Source organism: Kitasatospora sp. NPDC002965 (genome assembly GCF_040611255.1).
Classification (GTDB): Bacteria; Actinomycetota; Actinomycetes; order Streptomycetales; family Streptomycetaceae; genus Kitasatospora.
In genome coordinates this window covers 38819-58039 of record NZ_JBEXNT010000008.1, presented here as the reverse complement: position 1 = coordinate 58039, position 19221 = coordinate 38819, and the positions used below count along the sequence as shown (strand labels likewise).

The following is a 19221-nucleotide window of genomic DNA, read 5'->3' as shown; positions in this document are numbered from 1 at the left end:
AACGGCCCCCTGGTACGCGGCCGCGGCCCGAGCCCCGGCACGGCGCCGAACACCGCACCACTCCCCCGGAGGAAAGACGACCACGTGACCGAGCACCGCCCGCCCCCGACCGGCCTCCTCCCCGTGCGCAGGCGCCGGCGCGAACGCTGGCTCGACCAGAGCCCCACCTGGGAGCAGGCCCGCCCTGCGGTCATCCAGGCGGCCGTCGTCCGCGCGAGCGCACGCCCCACCGGCAACTGGTACGTCCTGGGGGCGAGCAGCAGCCTTCGGCCGGGCCGGTCGGCGGCCCGGTACGTGGCCGGCCGCGAACTCGTCGTATGGCGTGCAACCGGCGGTGACGTCCACGCCGGGCCCGGTGCCTGCCCCCACCTCGGAGCACCCCTGTGCGGCGGCCCCGTGGACGGCGCCGACCTCGTCTGCCACTGGCACGGGATGCGGCTCGGACCGGCCGGCACACCGGCCTGGCGCACCCACCCCTGCCACGACGACGGCGCGCTCCTGTGGGTGCGCCTGGACAGCATCGGCGGGGAGGACCCCACACCCCTTCCGCCACGCACCCACCGCCCCGACCCGCGGACGGCGCTCACCGCCGTCACCTGCGTCGCCGGCAGGTGCGAACCCCGCGACATCCTCGCCAACCGACTCGACCCCTGGCACGGCGCCTGGTTCCACCCCTACGCGTTCGGCGCCCTGCGGGTCAGCGAGAGCCCGCCCGCCGACCTGCCCCGCGACACCCCCGCCGGCACGGACCGCTTCCTCGTCGAGGTGGAATTCCGTCTGGGCCGGCGCTTCGCCGTCCCCGTCACCGCCGCATTCACCGCCCCGGGGCCGCGCACCGTCGTCATGGAGATCATCAGCGGCGAAGGAGCCGGCAGCGTCGTGGAGACGCACGCCACTCCCCTGCGCGGCCCGGACCGACCGGCCCGCAGCATCGTCACCGAAGCCGTCGTGGCCGCCTCCGGCCGACGCGGCTTCGCCCTCGCCCGCGCCCTCGCCCCCCTCGTCCGCCCGGCCGTCCGCCGCACCGCTGCCCGTCTGTGGCGCGACGACATCGCCTACGCCGAACGACGCCACCTGCTGCGCACCCGGACGGACCCCCTGTGAGCGGGCCGGACGGCGTCGACATCGTCGTCATCGGTGCCGGAGCGGCCGGCCTCGCCTTCGCCCACCGGCTCGCCACCGCAGACCCAGCCTCGCCCACCGTCGCACTCGTCGAACCCTCCGACGGGGACGGCCGTCGCCCGGCCCCGCGCACCTGGTGCTTCTGGGAGCCGGCGGGCGGCCCCTACGACGACCTGCTGACCGCCAGCTGGGACAGCGCAGCCCTCTGCTCCACCGACGGCACGCTCACCCGGCACGCCCTGGGACGCCAGCGCTACAAGATGCTCGACTCCGAGACCTTCCGCCGAGCCGTCCACCGACGTCTGGACCGCTGCCCCAACTTCCAGCACGTCACCGGGGTCGCCGGGGAGGTCTTCGACACGCCCGCCCACGTTCTCGTCCCCGTCGACACCGGCGCCGCCACCCGCACCCTGCGCGCCCGCTGGGTCCTCGACTCACGGCCCAGGCCACCGCGGCCGAATGCGCGGACCGCCCTGCTCCAGCACTTCCGGGGCTGGTTCGTCACCACCGACCGGCCCTCCTTCGACCCGCATGTCCCCCTGCTGATGGACTTCCGCGTCCCCCAGCCGGCCGCAGGGCTCGCCTTCGGCTACATCCTGCCGCTGGACGAGTGCCGCGCCCTGGTCGAGTACACGGTCTTCAGCCGGCTCACCTGGCCCGATCCCGCCTACGACCCGGCCCTGCGCGGCTACCTGCGCGACCGGATCGGCACCACCGGCTACCGGATCGACGCCGTCGAACACGGCGTCGTCCCCATGACGGACGCCACCTACCCCCGCCGCGAGAGCCCCCGCCACATCAGGATCGGCACCAGCGGCGGCGCCACCCGGCCCTCGACCGGATACAGCTTCGCCGCCAGCCGGCGCCAGGCAGACGCCGCGGCCCGGTACCTGCTCGACGGAAAGCCACCCGTACCACCGCGCCCCCACCCGCGCCGCCACCTGGCCCTGGACGCCGTGCTCCTCCGCGCCCTCGACCAGGGCCGCATCGGCCCCGACTTCTTCACCACACTCTTCCGCGCCAACCCCGCCGAGACCGTGCTGCGCTTCCTCGACGGCGCCTCGACCGCCCGCCAGGAACTCGCCATCGGCCTGCACAGCCCGCTCGCACCGATGCTGCGCTCCTGCCTGGACATCGCGCTCCACCGCGCCCGCCGACGGCCCGCCGCCCCCACCTCGGAGCACCGATGACCGTCCTGCACGGTCCCGCGCTGAACGACGCCTTCAACCGCGCCTGCGGCGCCTACGACCGCCTCACCGCCCTCAGCCCCGGCTACCACCGCCAACTCGCCTCGGCCGCGGCACTCCTGGGGCCGGGCAGCGCAACCCCCCGACGCATCCTGGACCTCGGCTGCGGCACCGGCGCTTCCACCCTGGCCGTCACCACAGCAGACCCAGGCGCCGTCGTCACCGCCGCGGACGCGTCCGCCGGCATGCTGGAGCACGCCCGCGCGAAACCCTGGCCCCCGCGGGTCGAGTTCGTCGAGGCCCGGGCCGAGGACCTCGGGCGGCCACCGGTGCAGGGCCCCTACGACGCCGTCCTCGCCGCCTACCTCCTGCGCAACACCGCCGACCCCGACCACGTGCTGGACCGCATCCGCCAGGTCCTGCGCCCCGGCGGCCCCCTCGTCGTCCACGACTACACCCTGCGCGGACGCACCGTCGACCGCGTCCTCTGGAACGCTCTGTGCTGGGGCATCGTCATCCCCCTCGGCACGGTGGGCGCGGGCGGACCGAGGCTCTACCGCCACCTGCGTCGCAGCGTGCTCGGGTTCGACACCGCGCACGCACTGGCGGCCCGGATCGAGCGCGCGGGATTCACCGACGTCCGGGTCCACCCGGCCACCGGGTGGCAGGCCGGCGTCGTCCACACGCTGACCGCCGTCCGGCCACCGGAGCACCCGTGACCCGCAGACCCCTGCCGCCCGGCGCCCGCGACACCCGCGCCGTCCTATGGCCCGCCCACCACGGCGCGACCCGCGCGGGATCTCCGCCGCCGCGCGCCGCCGTCGTCGGAGGCGGCATCGCGGGCCTGACAGCCGCCGTCGCACTTGCCGAGCGCGGCATCGCCGTCAACCTCTACGAACGCGGCCCGCACCTCGGCGGCAGACTCGCAGGCTGGGACACCACCCTCGCCGACGGCACCACCGTCACGATGAACCGCGGGTTCCACGCCTTCTTCCGTCAGTACTACAACCTCCGTGCCCTCCTGCGCCGGATCGACCCCGCACTCGGCTTCCTCACCGCCCTACCCGACTACCCGCTGCGCAGCCGTACCGGGGGGACCGACCGCTTCGCCGGGCTCCCGCGCACACCGCCGTGGAACGCCGTCCTCTTCGCCCTGCGAAGCCCCACCTTCCGGCTGACCGACCTGGCGCGCATCGACGCCCGCCGGGCCCGCCCGCTGTTCGACGTCCGTGTCCCCGGCGTCTACAACGCGCTCGACACCACCAGCGCCGCCGAGTTCCTCGCGGCCGTCAACTTCCCGCCCAAGGCCCGCCACCTCGCCTTCGAGGTCTTCTCACGCAGCTTCTTCAGCGCCCCCGAGACCCTCTCGGCCGCCGAACTCGCCCTCATGTTCCACATCTACTTTCTCGGCTCCTCCGAGGGCCTCCTGTTCGACGTCGTCAACGAACCCTTCCCGCAGGCCCTGTGGAACCCGCTCGCCGACCGGCTGGCCGCACTGTCCGTCCAGGTGCACACCGCCACCGCCGTCCGCGCCGTCGCGCCACGTCCCGACGGCGGCTTCGACCTCGACCTGGACGACGGCGCCGAGGCTTTCGACGCCGTCGTCCTCGCCACCGACCTCGCGGGCCTGCGGACCCTGGTGGATCAATCCCCCCTGCTCGACGACTACGAGCTGCGGGCCTGCGCCGCCGCCGTGCGCCAGGCTCCGCCCTTCCTCGTCAGCCGCCACTGGATCGACCGGCCTGCCCGCCCCGACCGGGCCGGATTCCTCGGCACGTCGGGCTACGGCCCGCTGGACAACGTCAGCGTCGTCGAACGATGGGAGGGACAGGCCGCGCGCTGGACCGCCCGCACCGGCGGTTCGGTCCTCGAACTCCACGCCTACGCCGTGGACCCCTCGGCCGACCGCACCGCCGTACAGGATCAGGCCCTCGCCCAGAGCCGGCTGCTCTACCCCGAGACGGCGAACGCCCGCGTCGTCGACAGCCGCCACGAATGGCACTCCGACTGCCCGCTCTTCGCCGTCGGCTCACACGCACGACGTCCACGGACCCGAACCCGGTATCCCCGACTCGTCCTCGCCGGCGACGCGGTCAGGTGCCCCCTGCCCACCGCCCTCATGGAACGCGCAGCCACCACCGGCTTTGCCGCCGCGAACAGCCTCCTACACGCCTGGGGCCTGCGAGGACACGACCTGTGGTCGGTTCCGCTCCGTGGCCGCAACACCCTGCTACGAGCCTTCGCGGCGGGTTCGAATCATCCATGAGCGCGGCGAGGCCGTGGAAAACCAGGTGGAGAGGGCCACCGCATCCGACAGCCTCGTGACACTGCGGGCCTTCCACGCTGGGAAACCCCGGCCGAGCGCCTGCAAACTCATCGCGGCCATGCGAGCTCACCGGTCAAGCCACCCCCGCGGGCCTGCGGCTCCACCGGTCGTCCATCGCCCGGACTTCGCCGCAGGTCGCGTAGCGGCGGCGGGTCGGCATCTCGGCGGTTGTGATCGTGATGGCGTGGGTGCCCGGCGAGAGGACATCCTCGGCCGGGCGGTCGCCCACGTAGGCCGGGACAACCTCGGGGGCCAGGATCCCGATCCGGTGCCGGGCCGCGCGGTGCTCGGAGACCAGACACAGAGCGCTACCACGGACCACGGGACAGGGCCGTTCAACGGACCGGCCTCGTCCGGGTCCTCGCGCCACTTCCTGGCGCTGATGTTCCATCGAGGTGGCGCCGATGTTCAAGCGTCGGCAGCAATGGTCCTTCTACGCTGGTCGGAGCTGACCGTGGGAGTGGCGCCCGGGCAGCGGCGCGATGTGCGTCGGACCGAGGGGGCGAGTGCTGAAGTCCCCTTCGGCGAGCGCCCGGTGATCCTGAAGCCGCGGCGCCCGAACCGCCGCGGCGCCACACCAGAACCGCAGACACCGCTCCGTGCGACGCCATGACTGCTGCGCGGGGCGCCGAGTCGAAGAGGAGAAGCAATGGCTTCCGGCAAGATGAAAATGGTGCGCCTTCTGACCTCGGCCCTGGCCGCAGCAGGCGTGTTCACCCTGATCGGGCCGTCCGGTACTGCCTTCGCCGGCAACGTCGACTGCCAGAGCGGTAATGACTTCCTGAAGATCTGGTCGCACGGTAGCCGCTTCGGCGATGTGAACTGCTTTGCCAACGCCGGCGTTTACAAGATCGACGGATGGGTCGACCGGGTCTTCACCGGCAACAACGACATCAAGATGTACGACTACAACGGCGCCACGGTGAGCGTGAACCGGTGGTATGACGTCTCGTACCCGAACAGGCCGCTGCACATCTGGAAGGTGGAGATTCTGTAGCATGCGCGTCACTTGAGGGCGCGACGCAAGGAGACCGGTCGCAGTCGCCAGGGACAATCGGGGGAAGCTCCGCACGCAGGTCAAGTCCCTCAGGGCGTCCGCCAGTAGGTGGTGACAGCAGGGCAGGCACGGATCCCCCGGTGATCATGGAGTCCTCTGCGCTTCATGATCACCGGGGGATCCGTGCCTGCCGTCCCCTCACGCATTCTCGACCCGATCCACGACCCAAAGGAGAAGCTGGTGGCGTGCACGGCGGTCTTGTCGCCGTGGCGCTCGGTGAGCTGGTGTGCCTGGATCATGACCGGGGACCTACGGGCTGTTCGGCGGGGACTGTCGGACCTGGTACGTCGGCTCGTCGTGGCGGGTGCCAGACGGCTTTGCCGCGCTTGGGGTCGGTGTCGACGATGCGGTGGGCCTGTGTGCGCATCCGAGACCTGACCTGCCGGTAGGGGCCTTGGAAGGCCCCTACGCGACGACCCCCGTGGTAGTTGCTGTTTCACCGCCGGGAGGCCCGCACCGCGACACCGAGGCAGATGGCTCCGAACCGGACGGGGACTGCTCCGGGGTTCACGCTTACTGCTGGGCGCGGACGGTTTCACGGTCCGGGCTGGTCGCCATGGTCGCCGACGGTGTGGTGCGGGGCCAGGTCCAGGCGTACCGCAGGATGAGGGCGAGAACGATCACTTCCAGTGCGACGCCAAGGCCGTAGAAGTACGTCCAGGACTCGCCCACCGCGTTGAACGCCGCGAAGGGGACCTGTACCGAGGCGACGATGAGGTTCGTGATGCGGTTCGCCCGGGCGGGCAGCGTCATCGACAGCACGACCATGAGGATCGGGATCGCCATGACCGCGAGGAAGGTGGTCAACAACGTCTGGCTGATGTCGAACTCCCAGACGACGCCGGCCTCGATGTCATCGATGACGCCGGGCTTGAAGAAGGCGAGAATGTCCACGTAGACGTACAGGAACACGAAGCTTGTCCACGCTGCGGCGAGCTTGGCTCTCACCGGGATCCGCGGGTCTTCCAGTGCGGTGGTGGGTTGACGTGTTCTCATCGCAGGCTCCGTTGTTGTGGTGAGGATCGGTAGGTCCACGATCGCTGAGCCCGGCGGCGGGCACATCGGTGTCGAGGCCGGACCCGCCTCGGCTGTTGGGAGGAGCGGCGTCTCGTTCTTTCGGTCGGTCCCCGACGCCTCGGCGGTCCCTACACTGGGTGTGTGACCACCAACACCCTGAGTTCACTGTGGGCCGAGCCCCGCGCCACGGACGCTCCCGAACGGGTGTCGCGCGACTGGGTGCTGGTCGGGGTGTTGATGGTGACGGCGCTGCTCGAGGGAGTCCTCCGGGACGACGTCGCCTGGCGGCCGTTCGCGACGATTCTGGCGGTCGGACTTACGCCGGTGCTGCTGTGGCGGCGCACCCACCCGTTGGCCTGTGTCGTGGTGGCCTTCGGCACCGTGATGGCGTTGGGGCTGGGGAGCCTGCTGGGCGGGGCCCCGAGCGTGGGCCTCGACACGATGATCTACATCCTGGTGCTCGTCTACGCGCTGGTCCGCTGGGGCTCGGGGCGCGAGATCGTGATCGGCCTGGCGGTGGTGGCGGTCGCTGCGGGAATCGGCACGGTCGCCGACTACACCGGGCCGGCCGACGTCATCGGCGGGTTCGCCATCCTGGCGGCGGCGGCGGACGGGGCGGCGTTCCGGTACCGAGCCGAGAGCTGGCGCCGGGCGTTGGACCAGAGCCGCAGCGAGGAGCGGGTCGGCCTCGCGCGCGAGCTGCACGACATGGTCGCCCACCACGTCTCGGCGATCGCTGTGCAGGCGCAGGCGGGCCGGGCGATGGCCGGGCAGCGACCTGAAGCGGCGCTCGAGGCGCTGGCGGTCATCGAAGGGGAAGCGTCGCGGACGCTCGCGGAGATGCGGACGATGGTCCGGGTGCTGCGCGACGGAGCCCCGGCGGAGTACGCCCCCCAGCCCGGCGTTGCCGACCTGGTGTCCCTCGCCCGACGCGCCCCGGTCCCGGTCGTCGACGTAGAGTTGCCGGATGACCTGGACGAACTTGCGCCCCAGGTCGACGCGGCGGTCTACCGGCTGGCGCAAGAGTCGCTGACCAACGCCCTGCGGCACGCGCGCAACGCCTCGCGGGTGGAGATCCGGGTCGTCGGGGGCGCGGGAAGGCTGCGACTGCGCGTGACCGACGACGGACAGATCGACCCGGCACGGTCGGTGAAGCACGGCTTCGGGCTGCTGGGGATGACCGAGCGCGTGCAGCTGCTCGGCGGCACGCTGCGTGCCGGGCCTGCTCCCGAGGGCGGGTGGACGGTCGACGCCGACCTGCCGACGAAGGCACGCCGATGACGGTGCGCGTACTGGTGGCCGACGACCAGGATCTCGTGCGCACCGGACTGGCGATGATCCTTGACGCCCAGCCCGACATCGAGGTCGTCGGGCAGGCCGCCGACGGCCACACCGCCGTCGAGCTCGCGCACCGGCTCCGCCCCGACGTGTGCCTGGTCGACATCCAGATGCCCGGGCTCAACGGCATCGAGGTGACCGCGCTCCTCGCAGGGCGGGGCGTCCCGGACCCGATCGCGGTAGTGGTGATCACGACATTCGACCTCGACGAGTACGTCCACGGCGCGCTCCGGGCCGGCGCCCGAGGCTTTCTGCTCAAGGACGCCGGGCCGGCGCTGCTCGTCCAGGCCGTCCATGCCGCCGCCGTCGGCGATGCCCTGATCGCGCCGAACATCACCCGCCGGCTGCTGGCCACCCTCGCCGCCAAAGAACCGTCGAGCCGACGGTCCCAACCGATCGAGCCGCTCACCGAACGCGAGGAGGAGGTGCTGACGCTGGTCGCCCGTGGCCGCACGAACGCCGAGATCGCCGCCGAGCTGTTCATCGGCCTGACGACCGCCAAGACCCACGTCGCCAGCCTGCTGACCAAAATCGGCGCCCGGAACAGGGTCGAGATCGCGATGTGGGCGTACGACACCGGCCGGGTGGGAGACTGAACCGAACCTGACGTGCATGTACGACGACTGGTCCCCCGCCGGGTGGCGGCAGGGCGGCGGCCTGCGCTTGGCAGTCGTCCTTGGTGTCGGAATGGGACTCAAGACGACGAGTATCGTCAAATCCTTTGGACCGGTTGAGCTCATACCGCGAGGGTCTCGGGACGCTCGACAAGGTGGCCGTGTTCGAACCGGGCGGAGGCCGTAGGCGCGTCGGCGCAGGATCGGGGCAACCTCGGCGAAGAACAGCGCCAGCGTGCCCAGGTGGTCCGCGCGGTCCAACGCCTCTCCGCCCACCTGCGGGTGGAGCAACTCGTGGACGGCGCCGAAGCGGATCGGGCCGCCCCCGAAGGCCCGGTCGATGCCTCCCCCTCCCCCCTCCCCCCGAAACGGGCTCCAGCCACCGCGGACCGACGGGATCGGCGGCCTGTTTCCGGCCGGACTACGGTGGGTGGTGGGGTCATGGTCACGACGAGCCCAATGGGAGCCGGTTGTGGAAAGCCTCGGCGACAGAAAGGCCGGCGGGCCGCGGGGGTGCTCCTTCGTGGGCCGCGCCGTGGAGCTCCGGCTGCTGGTGGACACGGTGTTCGAGGAGCGTCCGGCCGTGGTGCTGGTGGAGGGGGAAGCGGGGATCGGCAAATCCCGGCTGGTCGCCGAGGCGTCGGCGGCACTGCGCGCCCATGGTCTTCGGGTACTGACGGGCGGGTGCCATCCGCTGCGTGAGCCGCTGGCGTACGGGCCGGTGATCGACGCGCTGCGCCTGATCGGCCCCTGGCTGCCGCCGGTGGGGGTGTTGGGTGCGTCGGCGGGCGCGCTGGCGCCGTTGCTGCCGGATCTGGCCGGCGCGCTGCCGGAGCCGCCACCCGCGCTGCCGCCCGAGGCGGGTGCCTCCGTGTTCGGAATGGGCCGGTTCCGGGTGGTGTCGGGCGTGCGGACGCTGTTGGAAGCGGTGGCACCGGCCGTGCTGGTCGTGGAGGACGTGCACTGGGCGGACGAGGCCACCCGCGAACTGCTGCTGTTGCTGGCACGGGACATGCCGCGGGACGTCGCGCTGGTGCTGACCTATCGGGCGGAGGACCTGCCAGGTGGCCGGCCGGTGCTGGGGGCGCCGTTCCGGCGTCCGCCGGCCACCGGCGGGGCGGAGATCGTGCTGGGCCCGCTGGGCGAGGCGGAGCTGCGGGCGATGGCGCGGGACGTGCTGGGCGGCGATCCGGCACCCGGCCTGGTGCGGGTCCTACTGGAGCGCAGTGGGGGGCTGCCGCTGGTGATCGAGGAGGACCTGATCACACTCGCACGGTCACCGCGTGGCACGGACGTGGCCGCCCTGAGGGTGCCCCGGAGCCTCGGCGAGGTGCTGGCCGAGCGGACCGGACGGCTCGGCCCGGACGCTGCGGCGCTGGTCGACGCCGCTGCCGTGCTGGCGGTCCCGGCCGGACAGATCCTGCTCGCCGAGGCCGCCGGACTGGACGAGGCAAGGGGAGACACGGCGCTCCTGGAGGCACTCGGCGCGGTAGTGCTGCGCCAACTGGGCCCGGACGCCTACGGATTCGCGCACGTCCTCGCACAGGAGGCGGCCTACGCCGCCCTTCCGGGGCCGGTGCGCAACCGGATCCACCGCCGTGTCCTGGAGGTGCTGCAGGTACTGGACCCGCCGCCGCTCGTGCAGATCGCCCACCACGCCCGCGCCCTGGGTGACCGGGCGGCCTGGCTGCCCCGGGCCCAGGCCGCCGCCGACCAGGCCACCGAGGTCGGCGACCACGGCACCGCCGTCGCCCTGCTGAACGAGATCATCGAACAGCCCAGCCTCACCCCGGAACAGCTCACCCACGCCGCCTCGGCCCTCGCCTACGCAGCCTCGGCCGGCACCGAAGCTCCCACCACGATCAGGATCCTGCGCCGGGTCCTGCGGGCGACCGGCCTGCCCGATGCGGTGCGCGGCCGGATCAGGACCAGCCTCGGGGCACTGCTGACCTATGAGGCCGGGAACCTGTCGGGCGAGGAGGAACTGCTGACCGCCCTGTCGGAGGTCGGCGAAAGCAACCCGGTCGCTGCCGCCCGGCTGCTCGCCCTGCTGGGCACCTTGGAGACGGACCGGTTCTCACTCGCCGAACAACGGGCCATGGTCGGCCGCGGCTACGCCCTATTGGCCGGGAACGACGACCGCCAGGTCCGGTCACTGCTCGACGCCTCCCGCTTCCTGCAACGGTGTGTGGTGGCCGACCCCGCCATCCCGGAGCTGCTGGCGTCGCTGCCCCGGGATAGTGACGACGTTCAGGCGCTCAAGCGCACGGCGATCATCGTCAACGGCAGTATCGGCCGCTCGCTCGGCGTCGGCAACGACGCGCGTGCCGCGGCCTGCATCGCCGAGGCGCGAACCCTGGCACCGCAGGTCCGCCTGCCCGTAATGGAGATCTACGTGGACGCCTTCCAGGTGGAGCTCGACTGGCAGGCCGGGCGCTGGGACGACACGGAACGGGGCCTGGCGGCCTTCCAGGAGCGCTACCCGGACAGCCTGTTCGGGGCGGGAAGGACCCTGGCCACCGTGCGGGGTCTCACCGCCGCCGCCCGCGGCCTCACCGCCCGGGCAGCCGCCGAGTTCGGGCAGGTCCTGTCCCGTGGCGGCCTGCACCTGAACGCGATCGGCGCCGCCGCCGGCACCGCCGGTCTCCATCTCGCCCGCAACGACCCCCGGGCCGCCTGGCGCGCCCTGACCGACCCGCTCGACTTCCTGAGGTTCCTCGACCGCAAGGAGGCCTGGGCCTGGGCCTGGGGCCTCGTCCCCACCGCCGTCGAAACCCTCCTCGCCCTGGACCGGGCCGAGGAGGCCGAGGCCCTGGCCGCGCGCCACGCCACCCAGATCGAGGGCCGGGACGCACCCGGTGCCGTCGCCGAACAGCACCACTGCCGCGGCCTGCTGCTGCAAGGCGGCGACCCCGACGCGGCGATGGCGGCCTTCGACCTCGCGGCCGCACGGTGGGCCGACATCGGCCGCCCCTACCGGGCGGCCCTGGCCGCAGAGCGCGCAGCCCGCACCCGCACCGACCTCGACGAGGTCGCCGCCCGCCTGGCCGGTCCGATCGCCACGTTCGAAGGCCTCGGGGCGACATCCGACGCGGCCCGCTGTCACCGCTTGCTGCGCGAGCTCGGTCAGAAGACCCTCAACCCGCGCGGCCGGGCCGGCTACGGCGAACACCTGTCCCCGCGCGAGGAGCAGGTCCGCGACCTGCTCGTCTCCGGTGCCACCAACAAGGACATCGCCGCCGCGCTGTTCCTCTCGCAACGTACCGTCGAGAAGCACGTGGCCCAGGTGCTGGCCAAGCTCGACACCACCCGCACCGACCTCGCCCACGGACCGGCATGAACCGGCCGTTGTCCCAGGTGCGGTTCTGTGGCACCCGGACCCGGGGCAACACTCATCACCAGAGCACACCGAAGCCGCCCCGAGGCCCGTCGGGTCTGCTCGCCCGCGCCCGCGCCCGCCGGCACCGTCACGGGAGGCTTCGCGCCGTTGGCGGATACGGCCTGTGGCACCCGTGCCTCGAATGCCTGCCGAGGCCGTGACTCGAGTACGAGTCGCGGCCAGGGGTCTCATGGAGGACGCCCGGTCGGCGGTGAGCCGGGTGCCGGGCGTCGGGCGTCGAGGTCGGTCGGGGGCGGCGGGGTCTGCCTGGGTGGGGTGCTCTGTTCAGCGGGGTGTTCAGGTGGGTGGGGTGCGGCCGGTGAGGGCTGCTCGGTGGTGGGTGGGGTGGTCGGCGCAGGAGGGCGGTCGCCGCGCGCTTCCTCGCCGACCGGGTGTCGGGCCGGGCGGGTGAGTCGGGGTGTGGTGGGGAGTACGCCGGGGCGAACGCTCCGCCGATGCGTCACGCGACGCGGTTGGTGGACTCCTTACGAGGTTGGGGAAACCGGGGTGGGTGGGGTCTGGCGATGCCCGCCCACCCCGTCATGCCCGCTGGTGGCTTGCGGGGTCAGGTCGGTGTGATGGTGAAGGTCTGCAGGTTGTTGCTGGCGTCGTGGGGCTGCTGGGTGAACTGGCTGCCCGGGGTGGTGCCCGCCGTGAGGTAGAGCTTGCTGTGGCGGTTGCGGATGCGCACGCGGCCGACGCCGTCGCCTTCCAGACGCCATTCGTCGTTGGCGGGGGCGCCGGATGTGTAGGTGTTCTGGACGATCCCCGCTGCGGGGGCCTGGGAGGCGCCCGCCACGCTCAGGTCCTTGCCGCTGCTCTGGTTGACGATGCGCACGTAGTCGCCGTCGAGCGGCCTGACCTGGAAGCGCTGGTTCGAGGCGCCGTTGTAGAGCCACCGGACGACCTGGGCGCCCTCGGCCGTACTGGCCGCGCTCACGTCGACCGCGTCGCTGGTGGCGGCGACGGTCGCCTTGTGGTAACCCGTCGGCGCTGTCGGGTAGCCGAGGTCGGTCGCGTTGAGCACCAGGGGGCCGATGACCGCCGCGCCCGACCCGTTGATCCAGGTGGCGGTCAGCGTCGTCAGGGTGGCTTCCAGCTTGAGGAAGGTGTACGGCTCGGGCACGCTGTGCTGCAGGCCGGTGGGCTTGTAATTCTGTTCCCCGGACAGGAACAGTCTGTGCAGCGGGCTGGTGACGTACTCCCACATGGTGTAGCCGAGGGCCGGGTCGGCATCGGTCCCGTAGTGGTTCTTCAGGACACGGGAGACGTGGACGTCCCCGGTGAGCAGGACGCAGCCCTTGATGCCGTTGTCCTTGATGTACTTGAAGATGTCGTCCCTCTCTTTGGTGTAGGTGTGCCATTCGTCAGTCTCACCGCCGGACTTGTCGTACCAGGTCATTCCCGAGGCGAGGATCTTGAACGTGGCGGTGCTCGCGGACAGCCCGGCCTTCAGCCAGGCCATCTGGACCGGTCCCAGGCAGACTTTCGCCTTCGCAGAAGAGAACCACCGGGGGTCGAGGACGAACACCTCGACCGGGCCGCGCCGGAAGGAGGTGTAGACGCCCAGGCCGGTGTCCCGGGTGGTCAGCGGCTGGGTGCTGCTGTCGGAGGCGTGGCCGAAGGTGGCGTTGGCTCGGTAGTCGACGAAGGCCTGGCGGTACGTGGCCTTCGTATCGAGGTCGCCGTCGGCGCCGTTCTTGCCGAAGTCGTGGTCGTCCCACGTTGCCCACACCGGCATCGAACTGACCAGCCTGTCGATTCCCGGCGCGGCCAGGAAGTCGCGGTGCTGCCTGTGTGCCTTCTCCAGAGCGGTACCGGTGAAGCCCACGACCCCGTTGTCGACGTACGGGGTGTCGCCGAGCATGACGAAGCCGTCGCAGCCCTGGGCGATGATCTGGTTCCACACGGGGTTCGGCACGCTGTGCGCACAGGAGCCGAAGCCCAGGGTGACCGGGGTGGCCGCGGTCGCCGGCGCGGTCCCGAAGGACCCCGTCAGCGGGACGCAGGGCACCGCCGTGTCCGGGGTGATGGTGAAGGTGTACACGGTGTTCGCCGTCAGGCCCGCCATGTCGAACAGGACGGTGTCGTCGTTGGCGGCCACGGTGCTCCTGGTTTGGGTGGCCCTCACCGTGGTCCCCTCTCTCACCTCGCACTTCCAGGCCCCGGTCCGGCCGGGCCGGACCCAGATCCGGGCCGTGGACACGCCCACGTCACCGACGAGCGGACCGGCCTTGGGCGACGGCGTGGGAATCATGGCGGGCGCCTTCCCGATCCGCACGTTCTCCACATACGTCGCCAGGGCGTGGAAGAACGCGTGGCTGTCCTCGATGGCGGCAGGGGACTCGACCGCCGTCGTGCCGTCCGCCGCGTAGCACTTGTCGATGGTGAGGCTGGAGACCAGATACCTGCCGGTTCCGTCCCTGTCCATCCCCTCCAGCAGCGCCGCCGGGAAGCCCGACGTCCCCGGCGCACAGGCCAGGAGCACGCGCATGTCCCGCCAGGCACCGAACGTCTCCCAGCTGGAACTGATCGGCCTCGTCACCGTCCCGTCGAGGCGGGAGGTACGGCGCCCGGTGAACACCTGGCCACCGCGCGCTGTCAGCGCCTGCACCAGCGGGTGAGCGTCCTTAACGTCGGGGGGGATCACCGGGTAGACCGTGTTGAAGTCGGCGTCGGTGCGCACCGCGGCCATCGCGTAGTCCTCATACCTGTTCGCGGGGGAGTTCCAGACGCCGTTGGTCCAGTGGGCCTGGTAGACGGGCAGATAGGGGACACCTTCGCCGGGAACGTCGGACTTGGCGAGGTCGAGGACCACTCCACCGGCTCTGACGAACGCCTGCAGCGAGGCGCGCTGGTTCGTCACGAAGGCGGAGTACGAGGCGCCGGCGAAGCTGCCGAAGGCGACCAGGTGCACGTCCTGCGGACCGGCCGGCGCGGGGTCGGCCGGCACGGTCTCCGCGACCGGCACGACCGGATCCGGGAGCAGCCCGGCCTTCAGCCGCACCGGCTGGTTCGGGTTCAGGGCCACCACGGTGAACCCGGCGTTCCTCAGCAGCCTGGTCAGCCCGCGGGCCGCCGTGTGCCCGTCGGTGTCGTCCAGCACCGCCGCGATCAGCCCCGTGTGGGGGTTGGAGTGCGCCACCGCGGCGGTGGTGCCGGTCAGGGCGGTACCGGCGGTGGCCGCCACCGCGCCGGCGCCCAGAAACTGCACCACCCTGCGGCGGCTGATGTCGGAGGGTGTACGGGAAGAGTCGTCCATGATCTTCTCCTGAGGTGATGGGTGCCGGCCGGTGCCGTCGGCCCACGGCCCTGGGCCGGGCGTGGCCGTGTGGGGGTGGGGGTGCGGGCAAGCCGGATCGGCGGGGTGTGTGGCACCCGCAGGCCGTGGGGTGCCCAGGTGGGGGGTGGTCACCCCGTGCGGACGAGACGCTGCAGCCGCTTCGGTGGGCCGGTGCGGAGGTGGGCCGGAACCGATGAAACGGAGCGGGGTGATTGAGTGGAACTACAGCGTCGGCGCGACGGCGCCGTCAACACCCGTGCGCCGAACATCCGTCCGCGGAATCGGGGGGTGAGGTGGCGTACGGGCTGGGGAACGGGGCGGGTTGTCGTGCCGGTTGTCGTGCCGGTCCTCGATCCGGTCGGGGGCGATGCTTTCGGGGCCGGGGCGCTCCCCCGGGGAAGTTCGCGACGGTCCCGCCCTGTGGGCGGGGATCTACGGGCCGGCGCTCGACACGGTTCGCTCGTGAGGATCCGGGGAGCGGGCAAGTGCGCCTGAAGTCATGGTTGTTGGGTCTGTTGCCACCTCGGACGGCCTGGTCCGTCCCCGCCCGAGCCGGCGGCTTTGACGGCGTGGCGATGGGCTCGGCGACCGGTGGGTCGCCCTTTCTGACAGGCGCCGGGCATACCCAGGCCGACGTGAACCGTGGGTGTCACGCCACCGACATCTCCGCGTCACATCCGGGAGTTCCCATCGCGGCCCACGCGGCGCGGGCAGGGTGCGTCACCCATACGATTCCGTGATCCGCCCCATCAGCAATTCAGGTCTTGCCACCGCTCCCCCACCCGCCGACCGGCGAGGCCGGCGCTCACGGGACGGGAGCGCCCCGGTGCCGCCGCAACCCCGGGGAACCCAGGGCCGGCCGCGATCAGCAGCGACCGGTTCGACCGCGTGATGGAAACCGACCTGTACGGCATGTTCTGGCTCACCCGGGCGGCGCTGCCGCACCTGGGGCAGGGTGCATCGGTCAAACAAGCCCAGCCCGCACCTGCTCGACCACCCGATGACCAAGGACGCGATCGCCGCGTTCGCCCAGGGCCTCGCTGTACCACTCGCCCCCGAAGGCATCCGCGTCAACGCCGTCGCCCCGGACCGGTGTGGACGCCTCTAGGCGTCTTTCATCACCGGTGAGATCGTCAACGCCACCGGCGGAACACCGCTGCCCTGAATCCCCACCCTGCGGGAGTTAATGGGCGTTCACCCCTCACTCCGGGGTTCATGTTCCGCGCCAGGTCGGGGCCGTTTCGCCGGTGCGCCGACGGGTCATGAGGTCGATCGTCACGACGTGGATCTCGGCCTCGGAGCGGGAGCCTGCTCCGCGTGCTCCCGAGGACGCAATGCCGGACACTCCTGTATAGAGGCCGGCGCATTTCGCGCGGGCCATAGTGAGGTGTTCGGCGTGCTTGAGGTCCCGCTCTGGCTGTGGGGGGCGTTCGCCGCGACGGTGGTCGTGTCGCTGGCGGTGGACCTGCTGTCCCACCGCACCGAACACGTCATCCACTTCAAGGAGGCAGCCGCCTGGAGCGGCTTCTGGGTAGGCCTCGCCCTGATCTTCGGCGTGGTCGTCTTCCTCGTCCTCGGCACCACCGCCGGCACCGAGTACACGACGGCCTGGCTGCTGGAGAAGAGCCTGTCCGTCGACAACCTGTTCGTCTTCGCCGTGATCTTCGCGTACTTCAAAGTGCCCCGCGCCTACCAACACCGCGTGCTGTTCTTCGGCGTCATCGGCGCACTCGTCTTCCGCGGGATCTTCCTCGCCCTCGGCGTCGCCGTGGTCAGCCGTTTCACCGCGGTGCTGTTCGTCTTCGCGGCGGTGCTCTTCTACAGCGCCTACAAACTCCTCAAGGACGAGGAGGAGAGTTTCGACCCGGGCGACAGCTTCGCCGTCCGGATGCTCCGCAAGATCATCCCGGTCCGGGACGAGTACGCCGGGGCGAGGTTCTTCGTCAGGGAAGCCGGCAAGAGGGTGGCGACTCCGCTGCTCGCGGTGGTCGTGGCCATCGAGGCCGCGGACCTGATCTTCGCTGTCGACAGTGTTCCGGCCGTCCTCGCGGTCAGCGACGACGCCTTCATCGTCTACACCAGCAACGCGTTCGCCATCCTCGGCCTGAGGGCCCTCTACTTCATGCTCGCCGGCCTCCTGGACCGCTTCCACTACCTGAGCAAGGGCTTGGCGGTCATCCTCGCCTTCATCGGCGTCAAGCTCGTCCTTCAGGCGTCCCACAAGATGATCAGCTCCGACATCCCGGAAATCCCCTCACCGCTCAGCCTGGCAGTCATCGCCGTCGTCCTGGCAGGTTCCGTGGTGCTCAGTCTCAGAAGGCCCGCCCCGACAGGAGCGGTGGAGCAGACCGACGAACAGCGAGCCGCCGTCGCGGCCACCGAGCAGCCCGGCCCACCACCTGCGGTGGACGACCCTGAGCCCCCGACCGGTTCACCGGACCGGGACCCCTGACCCCGCCCGCGCTCACAGCGAAGAGGAAGGACACTTCCCCCTGTCCCCATACGGGCATATCGTAAAGAAATGGTCAAAGGAAAGCGTGAGCCCGAAGCGTATGCATGTCCGGCCTGCAAGAAACCCGTGCCCGTCGCAGTTCACCGCCGCGTGACCTGCGGCGTATTCGTACCCGTATGGGGCCCGGGCGCATGTCACAACCGCGACTGCCCCGACTTCCGGCTGAACCCCAGGCGCAAGCACTCCCCGACCCGGTAGCGAAATCGACAGCGCGGCGATGGCCGGCCGGCCCGGACCGGCCCGGTGGAGGTTGCCCCCGCGTCACCTCAGGCAGACGCCGAGGAGCATGCCGCGGTCGTGCTGCTCGGCGCGGGCGAGGACGTTCCACTGGTGGACGTCACGCGCCTGGTGCTCGATCGCAGCGTCCGGCCGTTCGCGCAGTGCGCGTGGGTTCAGGGGGCTCGACCTCGACGGTGTTGTGCGGGTCCGCGGGCCTGGTACGCGGCGCAGGACACAGGGCCGGGCACCCCGGGGCCGGCAGCCATGCCGGATGGCATGTTCGCGTTCGAAATATTGCAGGTCAAACACCTATTCTCCCGGGGCGGGCGAAGCTAGCATTCCCGTCACGGCAGCCCCACTTCCCCCCCCTGGCGGGCTGCCGAGCAGACCGGTCGCGTCTTTCACGCGACCGGTGCCCCCAGGCCGGGACTCCGGGCACCCCCGTCCCCGCGGTCCCGGCCGACTACGCCCGCCGCTTACCCCGATGGGCGCCGCGGGCGGACCCGGTGACGGACCTGACAGCGGGGCCGAACCGCTAAAACCGGCAGCGCCAGTGCTTCGGCCCCGATACGGCACCCCGGGCGCAGCTTCGGGGCCGCGCTCCAGCGGCCTGGCCCGGGGCGGGCGTCAAGGTGGCCCGCACACACCTCGATGCCCCCGACACCTTGGTGCCGCGCATGACTGACTCACCTGTCGATCACGATCGAAAGGGTGGTGTCGCCGGACACCGAGGGCATTGGCAGACCGCTGATCAGTGCCTCTGCGTGTCAAGCAGCTTCGGTGAGTTGCCTGCGCTGGTCTCGTTTTCATGATCCGGTAGATGACGTTCGACAAGCACCGTTCGAGGGCCCGACGGGCCTCCGTTGGCGTCTCTCCTTCGACAATCTTCCGACGGCAGCAGTCCTGGCCGGGGCCCTCGGTGCGGACCTGGCAGACGGCGATGATGTGCAATGCCGAGTCGAGCTACGAACAGTGGCTGCGGCACCGCACCTTGGAATTCACCCAGGACGTCGCCCGAGCGCTGAACCCAAAGCCGCGGGGCGAGTTTCGTCTTTTAGTCGAGCGGCAGGACGCTGCACTTCCCGATCTGGACGTCGCCGAAGTCGCCGGATGCGGGTTCCTCTACCGGGGCACCGTAGGCCGCTGTCAACACACCTCACCGGGAAT

At 71.4% G+C, this 19221-nt stretch carries 13 protein-coding genes and 1 pseudogene; 10 read left to right on the top strand and 4 right to left on the bottom strand.

Features of this window, described 5'->3' with window-relative positions:
- Nucleotides 1–84 precede the first annotated feature (84 nt).
- From ABZY91_RS05760 to ABZY91_RS05745, 4 genes are read left to right on the top strand one after another with little or no spacing between them, the layout of a single operon-like run.
- Nucleotides 85–1104: a DUF5914 domain-containing protein gene (locus tag ABZY91_RS05760; RefSeq protein ID WP_355400021.1), complete on the top strand. Its 1020-nt coding sequence runs from the start codon at nt 85–87 to the stop codon at nt 1102–1104.
- Nucleotides 1101–2312 (top strand): lycopene cyclase family protein, encoded by a 1212-nt coding sequence (locus tag ABZY91_RS05755; RefSeq protein ID WP_355400019.1) that lies wholly within the window; start codon nt 1101–1103, stop codon nt 2310–2312. Before ABZY91_RS05760 ends, ABZY91_RS05755 begins: the two co-directional genes overlap by 4 nt.
- Nucleotides 2309–3028: a class I SAM-dependent methyltransferase gene (locus ABZY91_RS05750; protein ID WP_355400017.1), complete on the top strand. Its 720-nt coding sequence runs from the start codon at nt 2309–2311 to the stop codon at nt 3026–3028. The genes ABZY91_RS05755 and ABZY91_RS05750 overlap by 4 nt, the downstream gene beginning before the upstream one ends.
- Nucleotides 3025–4575, top strand: coding sequence for an FAD-dependent oxidoreductase (locus ABZY91_RS05745; RefSeq protein ID WP_355400015.1), 1551 nt, complete (start codon nt 3025–3027; stop codon nt 4573–4575). The genes ABZY91_RS05750 and ABZY91_RS05745 overlap by 4 nt, the downstream gene beginning before the upstream one ends.
- A 133-nt stretch (nt 4576–4708) precedes the next feature.
- Here ABZY91_RS05745 and ABZY91_RS05740 read toward each other — a convergent pair whose 3' ends face one another.
- Complete coding sequence (locus tag ABZY91_RS05740) at nt 4709–4957, bottom strand: hypothetical protein (protein ID WP_355400013.1); 249 nt, start codon at nt 4955–4957, stop codon at nt 4709–4711.
- 327 nt (nt 4958–5284) lie between these two features.
- Here ABZY91_RS05740 and ABZY91_RS05735 point away from each other — a divergent pair, with 327 nt between their 5' ends.
- Nucleotides 5285–5632 carry a beta/gamma crystallin domain-containing protein gene (locus ABZY91_RS05735; RefSeq protein WP_355400011.1) on the top strand — a complete coding sequence of 116 codons (348 nt, stop codon included), beginning with the start codon at nt 5285–5287 and terminating at the stop codon, nt 5630–5632.
- Between the two features lie 89 nt (nt 5633–5721).
- Here ABZY91_RS05735 and ABZY91_RS05730 read toward each other — a convergent pair whose 3' ends face one another.
- Both ABZY91_RS05730 and ABZY91_RS05725 read right to left on the bottom strand, forming a co-directional pair.
- Nucleotides 5722–5931, bottom strand: coding sequence for a hypothetical protein (locus tag ABZY91_RS05730; RefSeq protein WP_355400009.1), 210 nt, complete (start codon nt 5929–5931; stop codon nt 5722–5724).
- Between the two features lie 274 nt (nt 5932–6205).
- Nucleotides 6206–6688, bottom strand: coding sequence for a DUF6326 family protein (locus ABZY91_RS05725; RefSeq protein WP_355400007.1), 483 nt, complete (start codon nt 6686–6688; stop codon nt 6206–6208).
- 162 nt (nt 6689–6850) lie between these two features.
- Between ABZY91_RS05725 and ABZY91_RS05720 the strand changes: the two genes are divergently transcribed.
- From ABZY91_RS05720 to ABZY91_RS05710, 3 genes are all read left to right on the top strand, one after another.
- The gene (locus tag ABZY91_RS05720) at nt 6851–7990 is read left to right on the top strand and encodes a sensor histidine kinase (protein WP_355400005.1); all 1140 of its coding nucleotides are present in this window, start codon (nt 6851–6853) and stop codon (nt 7988–7990) included.
- Entirely contained in the window at nt 7987–8643 is a 657-nt protein-coding gene (locus ABZY91_RS05715) for a response regulator transcription factor (protein ID WP_355400003.1), read from the top strand. Before ABZY91_RS05720 ends, ABZY91_RS05715 begins: the two co-directional genes overlap by 4 nt.
- A gap of 541 nt (nt 8644–9184) precedes the next feature.
- Nucleotides 9185–12001 (top strand): AAA family ATPase, encoded by a 2817-nt coding sequence (locus tag ABZY91_RS05710; protein ID WP_355400001.1) that lies wholly within the window; start codon nt 9185–9187, stop codon nt 11999–12001.
- Between the two features lie 604 nt (nt 12002–12605).
- Here ABZY91_RS05710 and ABZY91_RS05705 read toward each other — a convergent pair.
- A complete protein-coding gene (locus ABZY91_RS05705) occupies nt 12606–15302 on the bottom strand; it encodes an alkaline phosphatase D family protein (RefSeq protein ID WP_355399999.1) in 2697 nt (898 codons plus the stop codon).
- 882 nt (nt 15303–16184) lie between these two features.
- On the opposite strand from ABZY91_RS05705, the pseudogene ABZY91_RS05700 reads away from it, so the two are divergent.
- Both ABZY91_RS05700 and ABZY91_RS05695 read left to right on the top strand, forming a co-directional pair.
- A pseudogene (locus tag ABZY91_RS05700) lies at nt 16185–16431 on the top strand (SDR family oxidoreductase); the annotation flags it as partial.
- Nucleotides 16432–16719: 288 nt separating this feature from the next.
- Entirely contained in the window at nt 16720–17775 is a 1056-nt protein-coding gene (locus ABZY91_RS05695; protein WP_355399997.1) for a TerC family protein, read from the top strand.
- The last annotated feature ends 1446 nt before the right edge of the window (nt 17776–19221 follow it).